16 protein-coding genes are annotated in these 16,112 nt (G+C 66.6%); 13 read left to right on the forward strand and 3 right to left on the reverse strand.

What is annotated here, in order from left to right; translation table 11 throughout:
- The 11 genes from V6M48_RS06065 to V6M48_RS06115 form a co-directional block, all read left to right on the forward strand.
- The coding region (locus V6M48_RS06065; protein ID WP_332811633.1) for a hypothetical protein at positions 1-3,013 on the forward strand (3,013 nt) is incomplete at its 5' end.
- A complete protein-coding gene (locus V6M48_RS06070) occupies positions 3,010-3,858 on the forward strand; it encodes a hypothetical protein (RefSeq protein WP_332811634.1) in 849 nt (282 codons plus the stop codon). The genes V6M48_RS06065 and V6M48_RS06070, both read left to right, overlap by 4 nt.
- A gap of 245 nt (positions 3,859-4,103) precedes the next feature.
- Positions 4,104-4,463 (forward strand): ArsR/SmtB family transcription factor, encoded by a 360-nt coding sequence (locus V6M48_RS06075; protein ID WP_332811635.1) that lies wholly within the window; start codon positions 4,104-4,106, stop codon positions 4,461-4,463.
- On the forward strand, positions 4,460-4,936 hold the full coding sequence (locus V6M48_RS06080; RefSeq protein WP_332811636.1) for an SRPBCC family protein: 477 nt from the start codon (positions 4,460-4,462) through the stop codon (positions 4,934-4,936). Before V6M48_RS06075 ends, V6M48_RS06080 begins: the two co-directional genes overlap by 4 nt.
- A 52-nt stretch (positions 4,937-4,988) precedes the next feature.
- Positions 4,989-5,348, forward strand: a complete 360-nt coding sequence (locus V6M48_RS06085; RefSeq protein ID WP_332811637.1) for an ArsC family reductase — start codon at positions 4,989-4,991, stop codon at positions 5,346-5,348.
- Positions 5,349-5,390: 42 nt separating this feature from the next.
- Entirely contained in the window at positions 5,391-6,272 is an 882-nt protein-coding gene (panB, locus tag V6M48_RS06090; protein ID WP_332811638.1) for a 3-methyl-2-oxobutanoate hydroxymethyltransferase, read from the forward strand.
- 389 nt (positions 6,273-6,661) lie between these two features.
- Positions 6,662-7,372, forward strand: coding sequence for a tetratricopeptide repeat protein (locus V6M48_RS06095; protein WP_332811639.1), 711 nt, complete (start codon positions 6,662-6,664; stop codon positions 7,370-7,372).
- 13 nt (positions 7,373-7,385) lie between these two features.
- Entirely contained in the window at positions 7,386-8,747 is a 1,362-nt protein-coding gene (locus V6M48_RS06100; RefSeq protein WP_332811640.1) for an outer membrane protein assembly factor BamB family protein, read from the forward strand.
- Positions 8,748-8,897: 150 nt separating this feature from the next.
- Entirely contained in the window at positions 8,898-10,235 is a 1,338-nt protein-coding gene (gene der / locus V6M48_RS06105; RefSeq protein ID WP_332811641.1) for a ribosome biogenesis GTPase Der, read from the forward strand.
- Between the two features lie 4 nt (positions 10,236-10,239).
- A complete protein-coding gene (locus V6M48_RS06110; RefSeq protein ID WP_332811642.1) occupies positions 10,240-10,464 on the forward strand; it encodes a sulfurtransferase TusA family protein in 225 nt (74 codons plus the stop codon).
- 101 nt (positions 10,465-10,565) lie between these two features.
- The gene (locus tag V6M48_RS06115) at positions 10,566-10,976 is read left to right on the forward strand and encodes an Hpt domain-containing protein (protein ID WP_332811685.1); all 411 of its coding nucleotides are present in this window, start codon (positions 10,566-10,568) and stop codon (positions 10,974-10,976) included.
- Here V6M48_RS06115 and V6M48_RS06120 read toward each other — a convergent pair.
- Both V6M48_RS06120 and purL read right to left on the reverse strand, forming a co-directional pair.
- Entirely contained in the window at positions 10,973-12,190 is a 1,218-nt protein-coding gene (locus V6M48_RS06120) for a DUF418 domain-containing protein (protein WP_332811643.1), read from the reverse strand. The genes V6M48_RS06115 and V6M48_RS06120 overlap by 4 nt on opposite strands.
- A 113-nt stretch (positions 12,191-12,303) precedes the next feature.
- The gene (purL, locus tag V6M48_RS06125; protein WP_332811644.1) at positions 12,304-14,529 is read right to left on the reverse strand and encodes a phosphoribosylformylglycinamidine synthase subunit PurL; all 2,226 of its coding nucleotides are present in this window, start codon (positions 14,527-14,529) and stop codon (positions 12,304-12,306) included.
- A gap of 236 nt (positions 14,530-14,765) precedes the next feature.
- Here purL and V6M48_RS06130 point away from each other — a divergent pair, with 236 nt between their 5' ends.
- Positions 14,766-15,242, forward strand: coding sequence for a VOC family protein (locus V6M48_RS06130; protein WP_332811645.1), 477 nt, complete (start codon positions 14,766-14,768; stop codon positions 15,240-15,242).
- A gap of 86 nt (positions 15,243-15,328) precedes the next feature.
- On the opposite strand, the gene V6M48_RS06135 is transcribed toward V6M48_RS06130, so the two are convergent.
- Positions 15,329-15,712 (reverse strand): hypothetical protein, encoded by a 384-nt coding sequence (locus tag V6M48_RS06135; RefSeq protein WP_332811646.1) that lies wholly within the window; start codon positions 15,710-15,712, stop codon positions 15,329-15,331.
- A 131-nt stretch (positions 15,713-15,843) separates the two neighbouring features.
- On the opposite strand from V6M48_RS06135, the gene V6M48_RS06140 reads away from it, so the two are divergent.
- Positions 15,844-16,092: a hypothetical protein gene (locus V6M48_RS06140; protein WP_332811647.1), complete on the forward strand. Its 249-nt coding sequence runs from the start codon at positions 15,844-15,846 to the stop codon at positions 16,090-16,092.
- The last annotated feature ends 20 nt before the right edge of the window (positions 16,093-16,112 follow it).

Genomic DNA, 16,112 nt, shown 5'->3' on the forward strand with positions numbered 1-16,112 from the left:
GCGGGCAAAGCGGCGGCGGCTGCTCGAACAATTCTCCTCGCACGGCCTCGTGCCGGCCTCGCTCCGCGGTCTCCACGCCTGGCTGGCGCGTGATCCCCACTTAGCCGACGCGGTAATCGAGGCCGACCCGATGGGGATCGTCGAATATGGCGATGCGGACGCATTGACGGCCGATCAGGCGCGGCGGCTGTTCGGCGCACTGGAGCGTCTCGCTTCCGAGAATCCCCGCTTCTTGGACTGGCGCGAATACCGCGCGGCATCGCTAGTGACCCCGCCGCTGATGTCGGAGGTGGAGCGTGTTGTCCGCGATCCAAACGCGGAATTTGGGCTGCGCACTCTTCTCCTGCAGCAACTAAAAGGCGCCGCTACAGCCGAAGGGCTGCGTCACCTGCTGCGGCAGATTATGCTGGATGAGGCGCAGCCGTATGGCATCCGCCAGCCATCCGCGATGGCTTTGGTATGCCTCGGCGGCGAGGACTGGCCCGCCCTGCTCGAGCAGCTGCGGTGCCAGGCGCGCGAGGATTCCCTGCGGCTCGCGCACGAACTGCTCGACGACATTGGTCTCGAGACCCTTAGCGACGAGCAGATCGTCGCGATTATTCTAGCTCGCGACGGCGTCTCGCTTTGTCCGATCGGAGCGGAGCCAGAGCGCAACACGGTGATGGGCTTCTACCGCTTCGCCAAGCACGTGCCCGTCGCGCGGCTGGACGGGTTGCTCGATCTTTTCGCGGCCTATGCCGAAGAGCTGCTGCCCGAGCACGCGGGGTACGAAGAGAACGAGCTGATCGACCTTCAATATGCCTTGGTACTGAAACGGCTTGCAAATGGTGATCCGGTCGATCCGCTGCGGCTCTGGCGGTGGCTTGAGCCGTTCGGCGAGCAGAACTCCTACCGGCGAGAACAGGGCAAGGAGCTAGCAGATTGGCTAAAGGCCAACGCATCCGTGCGCCAAGCCATTCAACGTCACATTCTAATCGACGAGGTAAGCGGAAAGGACGTTCGCGAACGAGCTTGGCCGCTCCATCGCGACGCCCTCAACCTCTATCCCACGCAGGACGACGTTGTCGCTTTGCTGAATTCAATGAGTTTAGCCGATCCGCGCTGGCGCGAAGTTCTGGATCTGGGCCGCACCTGGGGCGAAGAGGGACGACCGCTGCGCGAGGCGGCCGCGCGCTTCGCGGCCGGCGAGCCCGAAGACCTCGCGTGGATCGAAGCCAACGCCGAGCGACCTGTGCCCGAGTGGGAGCGCAAGGAGGAGGAGCGGACGCGTAAACGCGACGCCGAGCGAACGGCCAAGCATGCAGAACATCGCCGCGAGTTCCTGGCCAAGATGGAAGGCGTAAGGGCCGGGGAGTATGGCCTGATCCTGCCCCTTGCCCAGGCGTACCTCAAACGGTTCAGCGACATCGGCGACGGCGTGCCCGCGCATGAGCGGATGGCCGAGTGGGTGGGCGAGGAGGTCGCGGCGGCGGCGCGGGTGGGTTTCGAAGCGTTCCTCCGCGCCCGCCCGCCGCGCCCGCGCGCGGCTGAAATAGCGCGCAGCTTCGCCGAGTCGAAGCGTTGGCATGCGGCCGATGTCATCGTCGCCGCGCTCGCCGAGCGGGTTCGAACCCAGGAGCGGCCGTTTGATGGGCTGAGCAGCGAGCGCTTGGTGGCGGGGCTGTTCGAATGTTGGCACGGGGCAATCGACGACCATGCCGGGCTAAGAGAACTCGGGCCGCTGCTCGAGGCCGAGCTCAAGCGGCGTGGGCAGTGGAGACGGGCGGCGCGGCTCTTTGTTGAGCCGCAGCTGCGCCGGCGCGTGCAGCACGTGGACCGGCTTTGGGCGATCATGCGCGCGGATGACGCCGGTCTGGCCGCCGACTTAGCCGAGGGTTGGCTGACCCGCTTTCCCGACATGTCGGCCGAGGCAGAGGTCGAGATGGTCGATCGGCTGATTCGCTCCAACCGTCGGCACGCGCTTCGGGTGCTGCTCGCCGACCGCGAGGCGAAGGTGCTGGACGACGAGCGGCGGCGCAACTGGGAAGCGGTCGCGCTGATCGTCAACTTCGACACGGCGCGGGCGCGGCTCCGGGACCCGATTGAACCCGAGCTGCTCTGGCACTTGCGCGCCCGCATCGGCGGCCGACGCTATCATGATGATGGCGAGGGGCCACCCGCCTTCCTATCGGTCGACCAGGTGGCTTGGGTAATCGCGACGTTCCGGACGATTTGGCCGAACGCGGATCGGCCTAGGTCAATGATGATTGGTGATACCAATCCCTGGGACGCATCGGACTATCTCTGGTCGTTAATCAAGCGGTTGGGCAATGACGTTTCGCCCGAGGCCGTACGGGCGCTTGCCGAGCTGCGCGACGCGCCCACCGACGGCTATACTACCGCACTTCGCGTCGTTGCGGCCGAGCAGCGGCAGAAGCAGGCGGACGAGAGCTATAGCCCCCCCACGCTTGAGCAAATCAAGGCGGTGCTCGAAGGGGGGCCGCCCGCCGGCATCGCGGACCTTCGTGCGATCGTGGTGGATGAGCTGCAGGAACTCGGTCGGCGACTGCGCGGCAGCTCCGAGGACGAGGTCCGCTGGTTCTGGAGTGGAAACCAGCCGCTCGGCGAGAATGACTGCCGAGACCTAGTCGTCACACTGCTCCGCGGTCATCTTGCGCCCCTATCGATTTATCCGATGGACGAGGCCGACATGCCGGAGGGCAAGCGCGCCGACGTCGTCTTCTATCACGATGCGCTGTGGCTGCCGGTAGAGGCCAAGCGCCAGCAGCACCCCGACCTGTGGATCGCCATCGAGCACCAGCTGGAACGCCTCTACACCGGCCATTGGCAGGCGGAAAAGCAGGGCGTCTTTCTTGTCTTTTGGTTCGGACTGCGGTTCAACGTCCCCACCCGACCCGACGGGGGGCCCAAGCCGACCACAGCCGCCGAGCTGCAAGCCGCCCTCGACGCCCACCCGGCAGCGAAGACCGGGCGAGTGCAGGTCGTCGTTCTCGATCTGTCACGACCGGGATGATTCTCGACCCGGAGCAAGACTGGCTGCCATCACACGGCGCTCTCTACGGCGTGGCGATGTCCTCTGCGCCGATAATCGGCAGCGTGGAGCACGCGCCCATGCCGTTCGTGCGGCCGTTCACGCTTGCGCAGCACTTTACGCGCGGCGGATACACGGGAAGCCTGCACGCGGGTTCCGCACTTCGAGCTCGGCAATGGCGTGAGCGCTGGCTCCGTGAAGGGCTGCCGCTGCTGCCCCTCGACCAGCGGGCTTCGATTATCGAACCCACGCAGTTTTGGCCACTGCTCGCAGAACTGAACGGCCAGGGGTTCGGCAAGCTGCAGCGCGCGCTCCGACTGGACAACGCCACCCTGGAACGCGCCGTTGCTGTCGCCGAGCAGCGCGGGCTGCTGTTCCCGCTACCGCTCTGGACCCGGCCCGACGCCACGGACGCGCCGCCGCCGCTCCGCTATTGGCGAGACAGCGCCTTGGTAGCAGATCTTCAGCGACGTCGCGAGAACGTGTCGCGCGTCAAAGTTTGGGAGGAGAAGCGATGGGAGGCGTTCGTGATCGCGGCGCTCGCCGGCGCGGCGGGTATAGCCGTCCGCGCGCGAGGCTACCGCATCGGGCAGGATGAGATCGATCTGATCTTGGATTGGCCGCGAAGCCGTCGCCCTTGGGCTATCGAAATCTCGGCGTCCCGCAACAAGCAGCTCTCCCCAGGCAACTGGCGCGCGTTTGAAGAAGCGGAGGCGGAGCGATTGATTGTCGTCGACGCCGGGCCGGAAGCGCGGAGTCGGCGCGCGCGCGGCGAGGAGCCGATGCGGCTGATCGAAGCAATGCGCCAGGTGCGGATGGGGCCGTGACACAGTGGGCCACGACATAGGCTCTTCTCTGTTGGGCAGCTGATTGAATGTCCGCTTACTAACCTAGGCGAACGGAGAGCCGTCGGTCGGCTAACGGACATCATCGGAAGCTCCCCTGATAGTTGCTCGCTATCAATGACACATGGGCCTCCAGCGGCGGCCGCAGTTCGAACTTCTTCATTAGAAGGAGCCCCCGTCACCGAAACCGGCTCCATTACTTAGCCATTGCGCTAAGCGCCGGGGCCATGATACTTAGCCATATGGAAAAGCATTCGGAACCGCTGGACGGCGTCTTCCAGGCGCTCGCTGATCCCACCCGCCGGGCTGTGCTCGGGCGGCTCGGGCAAGGGCCTGCGAGCATCAGCGACCTGGCCAAGCCGTTCGACATGGCGCTGCCTTCGTTCATGAAGCACATCCGCACGCTCGAGCAGAGCGGCTTGATCCGTACGCGCAAGCAGGGCCGGGTGCGCACCTGCGCGATCGAGAAAAAGCGCTTCGCTGCCGCCGAAGCTTGGCTCTCGGAGCAACGCGCGCTCTGGGAAGGCCGCATCGGGCGGCTCGAGCAATTCGTCACGACCGAAGAAGCGAAAGGAAATCGTCAATGAGCCGCTCCGTCGATCCGCTACTCGACCTGACGATCTCGCGGGTGATCGCAGCGCCCCGGTCCACCGTCTGGGGCGCCTGGGCGGACCGCACCCGTTTCGAGCAGTGGTGGGTCCCGGCCCCGGCGCAATGCCGGGTCGACGCGATGGACCTCGTGCCCGGCGGCGCGTTCGAAACCCGGATCAGCGAGGAGGACGGCGTTTTCAGGCCGCATATGAGCGGCTGCTTCCTCGCCGTGGATCCGGCGGAGCGGATCGTCTTCACGACCTGCCTCACCGGCGGATGGCGGCCGGCGGAGCAGCCCTTCATCACCGCGATCATCACTTTTGCCGATCATCCCGACGGGACCAATGTCGACGCCCATGTGATGCACAAGAACACAGCCGACCGCGCGATGCACGACGAGGCCGGCTTTTTCGACGGCTGGGGCACTTGCCTGAGCCAGCTGGCCGCGATCGCCGAGCGAAGCGCGTGACCATCGCGAAGCCGCACATTATCGCAACGGCGACGACGCAGCCGAGGACCCTATGAACGCCGCACCTTCTCTCACCCTCTACGGCATCAAGAATTGCGACACGGTCAAGAAGGCGCGCGCGTGGCTCGACGCCAATGGCGTCGGCTACGCCTTCCACGATTATAAGAGCGCTGGGATCGAGGCCGAAAGGCTGCGCGGCTGGGCGGAGGAAGTCGGCTGGGAGCGGCTGCTCAACCGCAGCGGGACGACCTTCCGCAAGCTGCCCGATGCGCAGAAGCAGGATCTCGACCAGGTCAAGGCGATCGCGCTGATGGTGGCGCAGCCCTCGATGATCCGCCGCCCGGTGGTCGAGGGCGCCGGCGGGCTGCTCGTCGGGTTCGATGCGGACCGCTATCGCGGCGCGCTGCTCTGAGCTTTCTGGCAAAGCGCCGAGGGAGTCGCTAAAAGCCCAGCGATGTCCACTTACACGCTCGACACGTCGACCAGCCGCGCCAACCCGACGCCGGCGCCGATGCGCCGCCTCACCGTGCCGGCGATCCGTGGGCGCAAGGGCGGCGATCCGATCGTCATGCTGACGGCCTACACAGCGCGGATGGCGCAATTGCTCGATCCGCACTGCGACCTTCTGCTGGTCGGCGACAGCCTCGGTCAGGTGATCTACGGCCTTCCCACGACGATCCCGGTCAGCCTCGAGATGATGTGTGCGCACGGCGCGGCGGTCGTACGCGGCTCTTGGCATGCGGTGGTCGCGATCGACATGCCGTTCGGCAGCTACGAGGCGAACCCGGCGCAGGCGTTCGAAAGCGCGGCGCGGATCCTAAAGGAAACCGGCGCCGCCGCGGTCAAGCTCGAAGGCGGCGAGGCGATGGCGGAGACGATCGCCTTTCTCACCCGGCGCGGGATTCCGGTGATCGGCCATGTCGGCCTCACGCCGCAGGCGGTCAACGTCCTCGGCGGATATGGCGCGCGCGGCCGCGACAAGGCCGAAGCCGCGAAGATCGTCGCGGACGCCAAGGCGGTTGCCGATGCGGGCAGCTTCGCGATCGTCGTCGAGGGCGTGGTCGAGGAGATTGCGATCGCCGTGACGCGCGCGGCGCAATGCCCGGTGATCGGCATCGGCGCGTCGGCGCAATGCGACGGGCAGGTGCTGGTGACCGAGGACATGCTCGGGCTGTTCGAGCGCACGCCCCGTTTCGTGAAGCGCTTCGACGATCTCGCCGCGCGGATCAGCGCCGCCGCCGCGGACTACGCGGCCGAGGTTCGCGATCGTGCCTTTCCCGGCGCCGAGCAGGTCTACGCGGCCTTGGGTCAGGACCCATTAGATGCACGCTCGTGACAAGGGGAGATTTGGTTCCTGGCCAGGCGCGAGTGCGCCGGATAGCAGCGCTATCCGGCAATCGAGCAACGCCGCCGGGGGCCAAATATCCCCTTGCCCCGAAGGGGTGGGGTCGAAGCGGGCGATCCGCGTCGTCAAGGCCCCTCACCGTAGCTCTGCTACGCTTTCGGAACCTTTCCTCGCGGCTCATCCCGCTTCGACCCCATCACGAACGTGCATCTAATGAGTCCTGACCCTCGGGCGAAGTCCCTTCCGTTTGACGCACAGCCTCGATAGAGGAGGAACGGGAGCGATCCGCCGCCCGCCAATCTTCCGTTCATCTTCCATCCTGTCTAGGCGTGAAGCTGTCCGGAATGGCGTGGTTGCCGGCCCGCTGATGGAGGAAAGTCTTGGCTGTTACGCCGAAGGACAATGAAGCATTCTACCGCGAGGTCGACGAAGAGCTTCGCCGCGAGCAGGTCAGCCGTGCGATGCGCCGCTATGGCGTGGCCGCCGCCATCCTCGTGCTGTTGTTCCTCGGCGCCGTGGGCGGCTACCTGTGGTGGCAGCAGGAAAAGGAAAAGCGCGCGGGCGTGCAATCCGAGACATTGAACGGCATTTTCGAGGATATCGCCGGCGGCCGCACCAAGGGGATCGAATCCAGGCTCGATGAAGTCGCCAAAAACGGCGGGCTCGGCTATCGCGCGGCGGCGCTGCTGACCAAGGCGGCGGTCGCCGTCCAGACCGGCAATGATGCAGCCGCGATCACGACCTACAAGGCGGTCGCGCAGGACGAGGATTTCGCCCAGCCCTATCGCGACCTCGCGACGATCCGCCAGACCGCGCTCGAATATGACACGCTTGCCCCGGCCGCGGTGATCGAGCGGCTCAAGCCGTTGGCGGTCGCCGGCAATCCCTGGTTCGGAAGCGCCGGCGAGATGATCGCGATAGCGCATTTGAAGGCCGGCAAGCCGGAGCTTGCCGCTCCGATCTTCGCGGCAATCGCAAAGGATGAAAACGTGCCGGGTTCGATCCGTTCGCGCGCACGGGAGATGGCCAGCTCGCTTGGCGTCGATGCGGTCGAGGACCGCGCGGCCACGCCTGCGGCGAAGGGGCAATGAAGGAAGTAAGCGAATGAAGCGATTGATTGTCTCCGTGGCCGCGCTTGCCCTGCTTGGCGGCTGCGGGCTGTTCGACGGCAAGGGCAAGCCGAAGACCCCGACCGTGGGCGAAAGGATCGCCGTGCTGAGCGCCGAAGCCAGCATCGAGGCCGATCCGGCGCTCGCCGACGTCGCGGTGATCGTTCCGCCGGCCGTGGCCAACGCCGAATGGCCGCAGCCGGGCGGCAATGCCGCCAATTCGATGACCCATGTCTCGCTCGGCACTGCGCTGAGCCGTGCGTGGAGCATCGACATCGGGCAGGGCGGCAACAGCCGTATCCGGCTCGCGTCCGCGCCCGTGGTTGGCGGCGGCAAGATCTACGTCATCGACGCGATGGCGGACCTGCGCGCGTTCGACCCCGCCAATGGTCGGCAGATATGGCGGGCGCAAGTCGGCGATGCCAAGGAGACCCGCGGCGGCATGAGCCTGTGGAGCGGCGAATATACCGGCAGCAGCGCCTTGTTGTTCGGCGGCGGCGTCAGCTACGACAACGGCCGCGTCTACGCGACCAACGGGCTTGGCGACACGGCGGCATTCGATGCCGCCACCGGCGCGCAGATCTGGCGGGTGCGGCCGGGCGGGCCGCTGCGCGGCGCGCCGACCATCGCCAACGACAATGTCTATGTGGTGAGCCAGGATAATCAGCTGTTCGCGCTCGACCCGGCCGATGGCAAGACGCGGTGGCAGGAATCGGGATCGGTGGAGCTGGCGGGCGTGTTCGGAACGGCTGCGCCGGCGGCCGCGCAGGGCACGGTGGTTGCGGGCTTCTCATCGGGCGAGCTGAACGCCTATCGCTATGAGAACGGCCGCGGCCTGTGGCAGGACGTGCTCGCACGGACGAGCATCTCGACGGTGGTCGGAACGCTTTCCGACATCGACGCCAATCCGGTGATCGACGCCGGGAGAGTCTATGCGATCGGCCAGGGCGGCCGCATGGTCGCGCTCGAGCTCAACACCGGCCAGCGCATCTGGGAAATCAACGCGGCGGGCATGTCGAACCCGTGGGTGGCCGGCGAATGGATCTTCGTGGTAACCGATCAGGCGCAGCTTCTCGCCATCGCCCGGTCGAGCGGCAAGGTGCGCTGGATCAGCCAGTTGCGCCGCTTCCGCGACGAAGAGGACAAGAAAGGCCAGATCTACTGGCGTGGACCTTTGCTTGCCGGCGATCGGCTGATCCTCGTCAATTCGATCGGCGAGCTGGTCAATGTCTCGCCGGCGAACGGCCAGGTCCAGTCGGTGGCGGCGACCAAGCAGGACATCTCCCTGCCGCCGATCGTCGCCGACAACACGCTCTATATCCTCAGCGACGACGGGAAGCTGTCGGCCTGGCGCTAACTTCGGCGGCGCTATTCATATCGTCCCGGGCCGACTGCATCGGCGCGCTCGGCTCCTACTGACCGCGCGAGCCGGATCGAGGAGTGCCCCGTTACGCGCGGGGAAAGCACGCCGGTTGACCGCCGGGCGGCAACGGGGCAGGGCGCCGCCATGGCGAAGCTTCCCACCGTCGCGATCGTCGGCCGGCCCAACGTCGGCAAGTCGACCCTGTTCAACCGGCTCGTCGGCAAGCGGCTGGCGCTGGTCGACGACCGTCCCGGCGTGACGCGCGATCGCCGCGAAGGCGATGCCCATCTGCTCGGCCTCGATTTTCGGGTGATCGACACCGCCGGCTACGAGGATGAGGATCCCGACACGCTTCCGGGCCGGATGCGCGCCCAGACCACCGCCGCCGTCGCGGAGGCCAACGTCGCCTTGTTCCTGATCGATGCGCGCGCCGGCCTCACGCCGCTCGACGAAGAGATCGCACGCTGGCTGAGAACCGGCAGCACGCCGGTGATCGTCGCTGCGAACAAGGCCGAGGGAAAGGCCGGCGAGGCCGGGACGATGGAGGCCTATTCGCTGGGTTTCGGCGAGCCGATCGCGATCAGCGCCGAGCATGGCGAGGGCGTCGTCGACCTGTTCGAGCAACTCCTTCCCCATGTCGAGCAGGAGCCCGAGGCCGAGCCGGAGACGGAGGAGCATCCGCTCAGGTTCGCGATCGTCGGCCGGCCGAACGCCGGCAAGTCCACCTTGATCAACCGGCTGCTCGAGCAGGAACGGCTGATCACCGGCCCCGAGGCCGGCATCACGCGCGATTCGATCGAGATCGAATGGCAATGGCGGGGAAGGCCGGTGCGGCTGATCGACACCGCCGGGATGCGCAAGAAGGCCCGCGTCCAGGACAAGCTCGAGAAATTGTCGGTCGCCGACGCACGCCGCGCGGTCGATTTCGCCGAGGTCGTCGTCTTGCTGCTCGACGCCACGCTGGGGCTCGAGGCGCAGGATCTGCGCATCGCCGACCAGGTGCTGCAGGAAGGGCGCGCATTGCTGATCGCGATCAACAAATGGGACGTCGCGCAGGACCAGTCGTCGCTCTTCCAGGGCGTGCGCGCGGCACTCGCGGACGGGCTTTCGCAGGCGCCCGGCGTGATGCTGCTCGCAGTCTCCGGCAAGACCGGCAAGGGGCTCGACCAATTGCTCGACGCCGCCTTCGAGCTGCGCGACATCTGGCAGAAGCGGGTCAGCACGGGCGAGCTCAACCGCTGGTTCGCCGACGCGATCGAGCGCAACCCGCCGCCGGCGCCCCACGGCAAGAGGATCAAGCTGCGTTACATTACCCAGGTCGGGACGCGGCCGCCGAGCTTCGTCATCTTCGGAACGCGAGTCGACCAGCTGCCCGACAGCTACAAACGCTATCTCACCAACGACATGCGCAAGACGCTTGGCTTCGGCGCGGTACCGGTGCGCCTGCATCTGCGGGCGCCCGGCAATCCGTTTGATCGGTAACGCGATGAACGGCGGCGAAAGCCTGGTCGATGCACGGGGGCTGCTCTGCCCGTGGCCGGTGCTTCGCCTCTGCCGTGCGGCGCGCGAAATGGCCTCTGCGGGTGCGATCCGCATCCTCGCCGACGATCCTGCAGCCGGGCGGGAGATCGCCCAGCTCTGTGTCGAGCGCGGCTGGAAATTCGCGCCCGATCAAGCCGAAACGGATGCGTTCATCGTAGTGATCGGCTGACGGCGTCAACTGCCTGTTTACTTAACCCCCCTAGGGTCGACGGCGGACGTGGTGGACCAATAATCTCAAGAAGGAGCGGTGATTTGTCGGAAATCAACGCTATCGTGGACTGGACTGTTTTTTCGCGTGCGCGCGCCGAGCTCGGGCCCGGCTTCGTCCGGATTCTCGGCTATTTCCGGGAAGATGGCGAAAAGTCGGTCGCGAAGATCGAGGAAGCGATGCAGCGCCGCGACACCACCGGGCTCGTCATTCCGGCGCACACGCTCAAATCCGAAGCCCGCCAGTTCGGCGCCGAGCCGCTCGGCCAGCTCGCCGAGGAGATCGAATTTGCTGCGCGCCGCGCGATCGAGCAGCGCACCTTTCCCGATGAGCTGATCCCGGCGGTGGCAAGGCTTCGTCCGCTCTACCGCGAGACGCTCGAATTGTTCGACAGGGAAAGCAACCCGCTGGTCGAGCGGCGCCCCGCGTTCGGCAAGGCCGGCGTCAGCAACCAGAATTTTGGGCGAATCTAGCCCGTTACGCCGTTCTTGCGCATCGGCTGGGGCCGCCCGCGCGCGAGGCTGCGCCACAGCCATTCGAACGGCCCGTAGCGGTAACGCTCGAGCCATGGCTTGCTCCACAACAGCATCAGCATCCAGGCCGGCACCACGACCAGCCACAGCTCCGCACGGCTGAGCTTGCCGAACAAGCCAAGGCCATAGCCGTAGAAGAGGGCGGTCATCAGGATGCTGGTGCCGAGATAATTGGTGAAGGCGGCTCTCCCGGCGGCGGCAATGCGATCCGTCAGCGCGCCGCCGCGGCGCGTGGCGAGGATGATCAGGGCGATCGTCGCGAAGATCATGATCGGCCGCAGCAAGGTCGTCGCGGCAAGGTTGAGCGAGATGATCGCCGGGTTGCTGAATTGCTCGCGGATGAGGCCAAGCGCGAGGAGCGAGCCGAGCGGGATGCCCATCGCGAAGCCGGCCGCCGCGATCTGCCGGTAGCGGCGGAGGCTCCAGCTCCCGGTGATGAAGCCGGTCTTCAGCGCCGCCATTCCCAGCAGCATGTAGCCGAGCGTCTCGGCGCCGTTCAGCAGGATCGAGTCGATCGGCCCGTAGAGGCCATCGGTGAATTGGTGGTGGACGATGCCGCCATAGCTTCCGCGGTAGAGCGCGACCGCCTCCGCAACCCTCGACGCGATCGCCGATCCGGCCGACGCTTGGCCGGGCATGGGAGGCGTTTGCGGACCGGCGAGCAGGCCGGTCGCGGGCAGCGCGAGCAGGGCGAACAACAGGAATTGCAGCAGGATCAGCGCAATGGCGACCCGCACCAGCGCGCGCGGCGAAGAGCCATGCAGGAACCAGGCGACGATGCCGACCGCCGCGTAGAGGGTGAGGATGTCGCCGTGCCAGATGAAATAATAATGGAGGAGCCCGAACAGCAGCAGCCAGCCCATGCGGCGGAAATGCACTTTGTCGGAGGGCTCGCCCGCCGCCTCGGCCCGCTCGATGACCAGCAGCATGCTTGCGCCGAACAGCAATGAGAAGAGGCCGCGCATCTTGCCTTCGATCAGGACGAAGCTGGCGGCCCAGGAAAGGAGATCGGCGTCGCTCTCGAGACCGAGCGCCCGCGGGTTGAGATAGGCGTCGAGCGGCAGGGCGAAAGCGGCGATGTTGATCGCGAGGATGCCCATCACCGCCACCCCCCGCAAAATGTCGAGCGTCACGATGCGGCCGCTGCCGGTCATGCGGAGGCCGGTCGGGCGCCGCCTGCGGCGCTAGGGGGCGGGGGTGGATCCGCCATCACTATGCCTTACGCGGCGGCCGAGCGCAGACCAAGCGCAGCGGGGCTGCCCGGGCTTCAGGCAAGCGCCGCGTCGGGGCCCATCAGGGTCGGGAAGAAGCCCTCGTGCGCACGGCGCAGGTCCGCGAGCGCGACACTGAAGCCGTCGCCCTCGCTGGCGATGCGGTTGCCGCCGGTGACGCCGAGCCGAACGACTTCGAGCCCCGCCTGCCGCGCGCGCTCGATCGCGCGCGCGTCGCTGGCGGGGACTGTCACCACATAGCGGCCCTGGTCCTCGCCGAACAGGCGTGCGGCGAGCGGCTCGTCGCCGGTCTCGATCGACAGCTGCGCGCCGATATCGCCGGCGAGCGCCATTTCGGCGATCGCGATCAACGCGCCGCCGTCCGCGCAATCGTGGACCGCGCTGACCAGGCCATCGGCGATCGCGGCGCGCACCACCCCGCCGGCGCGGCGTTCGGCGTCGAGATCGACCGGCGGGGGAGGGCCTTCTTCGCGGCCCGCGATTTCGTGCAGCCAGAGCGACTGGCCGAGGTGGGTGCCCCAGCCGCCGCCGATCATCCAGATCACCTCGCCTTCCGCCTTGAACGCGATCGTCGCAGACTTTCGCCAGTCGCCGAGCAGGCCGACGCCGCCGATTGCTGGTGTCGGCAGGATCGCCGACCCGGAGCCGTCGTCATTCTTGGTTTCGTTATAGAGCGAGACGTTGCCCGACACGATCGGGAAGTCGAGCGCGCGGCACGCTTCGGCCATGCCTTCGATGCAGCCGACGAACTGGCCCATGATCTCGGGACGCTGGGGATTGCCGAAATTCATGCAGTCGGTCGTGGCGAGCGGCTTGGCGCCGACGGCGGACAGATTGCGGTAGCATTCGGCGATCGCCTGCTTCCCGCCCTCGACCGGATCGGCGAAGCAGTAGCGCGGCGTCACGTCGGTCGAGATGGCGAGGCCCTTGTCGGTGCCGTGCACCCGCACCACCGCCGCGTCCCCGCCAGGGCGCTGGACGGTGTCCGCGCCGACCATGTGGTCGTACTGCTCCCAGATCCAACGGCGACTGGCGAGATCCGGGGAGCCCATCAGCCTGACCAGATCGGCGGCCGCGTCTTTTGTGTCGGGAGCATTTTCAAGCGGAGCCGGTTTGGGCGTGGCGACCCAGGGCCGATCGTAGAGCGGTGCTTCGTCGGCGAGCGGCGCGAGCGGAATGTCGGCGGCGACCGCGCCATTCCATTTGAGCACCATATGGCCGGTGTCGGTGACCCGGCCGATCACCGCGAAATCAAGCTCCCACTTGCGGAAGATCGCCTCGGCCTCGGCCTCGCGGCCTGGCTTGAGGACCATCAGCATCCGCTCCTGGCTCTCGGACAGCATCATTTCGTAAGGAGTCATGCCCTGCTCGCGGCAGGGGACGGCGTTCATGTCGAGCTCGATGCCGACCCCGCCCTTGGACGCCATCTCGACGCTCGACGAGGTCAGGCCGGCCGCGCCCATGTCCTGGATCGCGACGATCGCGTCCGAGCCCATCAGTTCGAGGCACGCCTCGATCAGCAGCTTTTCGGTGAACGGGTCGCCGACCTGGACGGTCGGGCGCTTCTCTTCGCTGTCCTCGGTGAAGTCGGCCGACGCCATGGTCGCGCCGTGGATGCCGTCGCGGCCGGTCTTCGAGCCGACGTAGACGATCGGATTGCCGATGCCCGATGCCGCCGAATAGAAGATCTTGTCGACGTCCGCGACGCCGACCGTCATCGCATTGACCAGGATGTTGCCGTCATAGGCGCGGTGGAAGTTGACCTCGCCGCCCACGGTCGGAACGCCGACGCAATTGCCGTAGCCGCCGATGCCCTGCACCACGCCTGAGATCAGGTGGCGCATCTTGGGATGATCGGGCCGGCCGAAGCGAAGCGCGTTGAGGTTGGCGACCGGCCGCGCGCCCATCGTGAAGACGTCGCGCAATATCCCGCCGACGCCGGTCGCCGCGCCTTGATAGGGCTCGATATAGGAGGGGTGGTTGTGGCTCTCCATCTTGAAGATCGCCGCCTGACCGTCGCCGATGTCGATCACGCCGGCATTCTCGCCGGGACCCTGGATGACCTGCGGGCCGGTGGTCGGCAGTTTCTTGAGATGGATGCGCGAGCTTTTGTACGAACAATGCTCCGACCACATCACCGAGAAGATGCCGAGCTCGGTGAGGTTCGGCGTGCGGCCGAGCGCGTGCAGCACGCGCTGATATTCCTCGGGTGAAAAACCATGTTCGGCGACGACTGAAGGGGTGATCGGAGATTCGCTCATCGCGCGCCTCTAGAGCATCGTGCGGAAAAGTGGGAACCGGTTTTCCGCGAGAACGATGCGCAGGCAGAGCATCGTGCGGAAAAGTGGGAACGGGTTTTCCGCGAGAACGATGCGGAGGCAGACACCGAGACGCCAATCCCCGGCCTGTCCAAACCCGCCTTTCCCCCCTCCCATGCTTGCGCGATCATGGCGCAAGGCGGATAATTGGCAGCCCTGGAGCAGAGAGGAGCGCTGCCATGAGCGTCAATCCGATTCCAAGCGGCTATCATAGCGTCACCCCTTACCTGATCGTCGACGGTGCGGCGGCGGCGATCGCCTTCTACCGCGAGGCGTTCGGCGCGACCGAGGTGCTGCGGTTGCCGATGGGCGACAAGATCGGCCACGCCGAGGTCAAGATCGGCGATTCGCACGTGATGCTGTCCGACGAATGGCCGGACATGGAGATGGTCGGGCCAGCCAAGCGCGGCGGCACCAGCGTCAGCCTCGCGCTCTACGTCACCGATGTCGACCTCGCCTTCGCCCGCGCGCTGAGCGCCGGGGCGCGTGAAGAGCGGGCGGTCGAGGACCAGTTCTATGGCGACCGGACGGGGACCCTAATCGATCCGTTCGGCCACCGCTGGTCGCTCGCGACGCACATCGAGGATGTCGCACCCGAGGAGATGCAGCGGCGGTTGGACGCCATGGCCGGGGCGGCGGCGGATGCTCCAGCCTGATGGCGTAGCGCCGCGGCGATGCTGGGCGCATGAAAAAGGCCGGCCGAATCATCGGCCGGCCTGTTGAGACCCAGGAAAAGCTGCGCTTACGCCCTGCAGCTCTGGCTGCCCTTGCCGGGCGCGGTGAGGTTGATTTCGGTGCCGCTGCTGCTCACCGAATAGCCGTCGGCGACATAAGGCTCGCCGGCCGCCGCGGAGGTCAGGACGGTCGGTTCACCCCCCTTGGTGGTGCGGTACCTCGCCTGCTGGTTGCTCATGAAGTCGATATAGACCAGGCTGTTGTCCTTGCACCGGTAGGTGCGGCTGGCGACGATCGAGGGCGGAAGCTCGACCGGCGCAGCAGCAGCGAGCTCTTTCGCCTGCGTATCCGGCGGACCCGAGTTGATGACCTCCGGCTCCTGATTGCAGGCCGCGAGTGGGAGGAGTGCCGCGACTGAGGCGGCGGTGAGCACACGAAGAATTTTCTGCATAGCGGGCCCCTTCCCCGAGTGTGACCGCTCTCGTCAAGAGAAACTTTACAATTGCGCAAAAAGCCGGAGTTCGACAAGCGCGTCGCAATTCGTTACTTTTGGCGTCGCAAGGGGCGGGAGATCTCACGCACATGCAGCGCGTTCGCATCGGCCTGACGGGTTTGGCGTTCGTCTTCGTCCTCGTCCTGCTGGGCGCGGTGTTCAGAAGCGCGAGCGACGAACGGCCGATCACGGCCAACAGCATCGAGCAGCAAAGCGTCGACGGCAGCGCGGGCGACGCGCAGGAGGCGGAACCGACCGAGCCGCTCGCCGAGCTTGGCGTTGCGCCGGGCAACGCCGATTCCAACACGCTCGCCGACGCGGCAGGAGCGGGGCGATAATAAGGCGCTAGGGTGTGATC

Origin of the sequence: Sphingomonas sp., assembly GCF_036677245.1 — a bacterium.
GTDB lineage: Bacteria > Pseudomonadota > Alphaproteobacteria > Sphingomonadales > Sphingomonadaceae > Allosphingosinicella.

Excerpts from the sequence above, each read along its gene's own strand:
- V6M48_RS06070 (WP_332811634.1), top strand. The coding sequence starts at position 3,010 with ATGATTCTCGACCCGGAGCAAGACTGGCTGCCATCACACGGCGCTCTC.
- V6M48_RS06075 (WP_332811635.1), top strand. The coding sequence starts at position 4,104 with ATGATACTTAGCCATATGGAAAAGCATTCGGAACCGCTGGACGGCGTC.
- V6M48_RS06080 (WP_332811636.1), top strand. The coding sequence starts at position 4,460 with ATGAGCCGCTCCGTCGATCCGCTACTCGACCTGACGATCTCGCGGGTG.
- V6M48_RS06085 (WP_332811637.1), top strand. The coding sequence starts at position 4,989 with ATGAACGCCGCACCTTCTCTCACCCTCTACGGCATCAAGAATTGCGAC.
- panB (WP_332811638.1), top strand. The coding sequence starts at position 5,391 with ATGTCCACTTACACGCTCGACACGTCGACCAGCCGCGCCAACCCGACG.
- V6M48_RS06100 (WP_332811640.1), top strand. The coding sequence starts at position 7,386 with ATGAAGCGATTGATTGTCTCCGTGGCCGCGCTTGCCCTGCTTGGCGGC.
- der (WP_332811641.1), top strand. The coding sequence starts at position 8,898 with ATGGCGAAGCTTCCCACCGTCGCGATCGTCGGCCGGCCCAACGTCGGC.
- V6M48_RS06110 (WP_332811642.1), top strand. The coding sequence starts at position 10,240 with ATGAACGGCGGCGAAAGCCTGGTCGATGCACGGGGGCTGCTCTGCCCG.
- V6M48_RS06120 (WP_332811643.1), bottom strand. The coding sequence starts at position 12,190 with ATGACCGGCAGCGGCCGCATCGTGACGCTCGACATTTTGCGGGGGGTG.
- purL (WP_332811644.1), bottom strand. The coding sequence starts at position 14,529 with ATGAGCGAATCTCCGATCACCCCTTCAGTCGTCGCCGAACATGGTTTT.
- V6M48_RS06130 (WP_332811645.1), top strand. The coding sequence starts at position 14,766 with ATGAGCGTCAATCCGATTCCAAGCGGCTATCATAGCGTCACCCCTTAC.
- V6M48_RS06135 (WP_332811646.1), bottom strand. The coding sequence starts at position 15,712 with ATGCAGAAAATTCTTCGTGTGCTCACCGCCGCCTCAGTCGCGGCACTC.
- V6M48_RS06140 (WP_332811647.1), top strand. The coding sequence starts at position 15,844 with ATGCAGCGCGTTCGCATCGGCCTGACGGGTTTGGCGTTCGTCTTCGTC.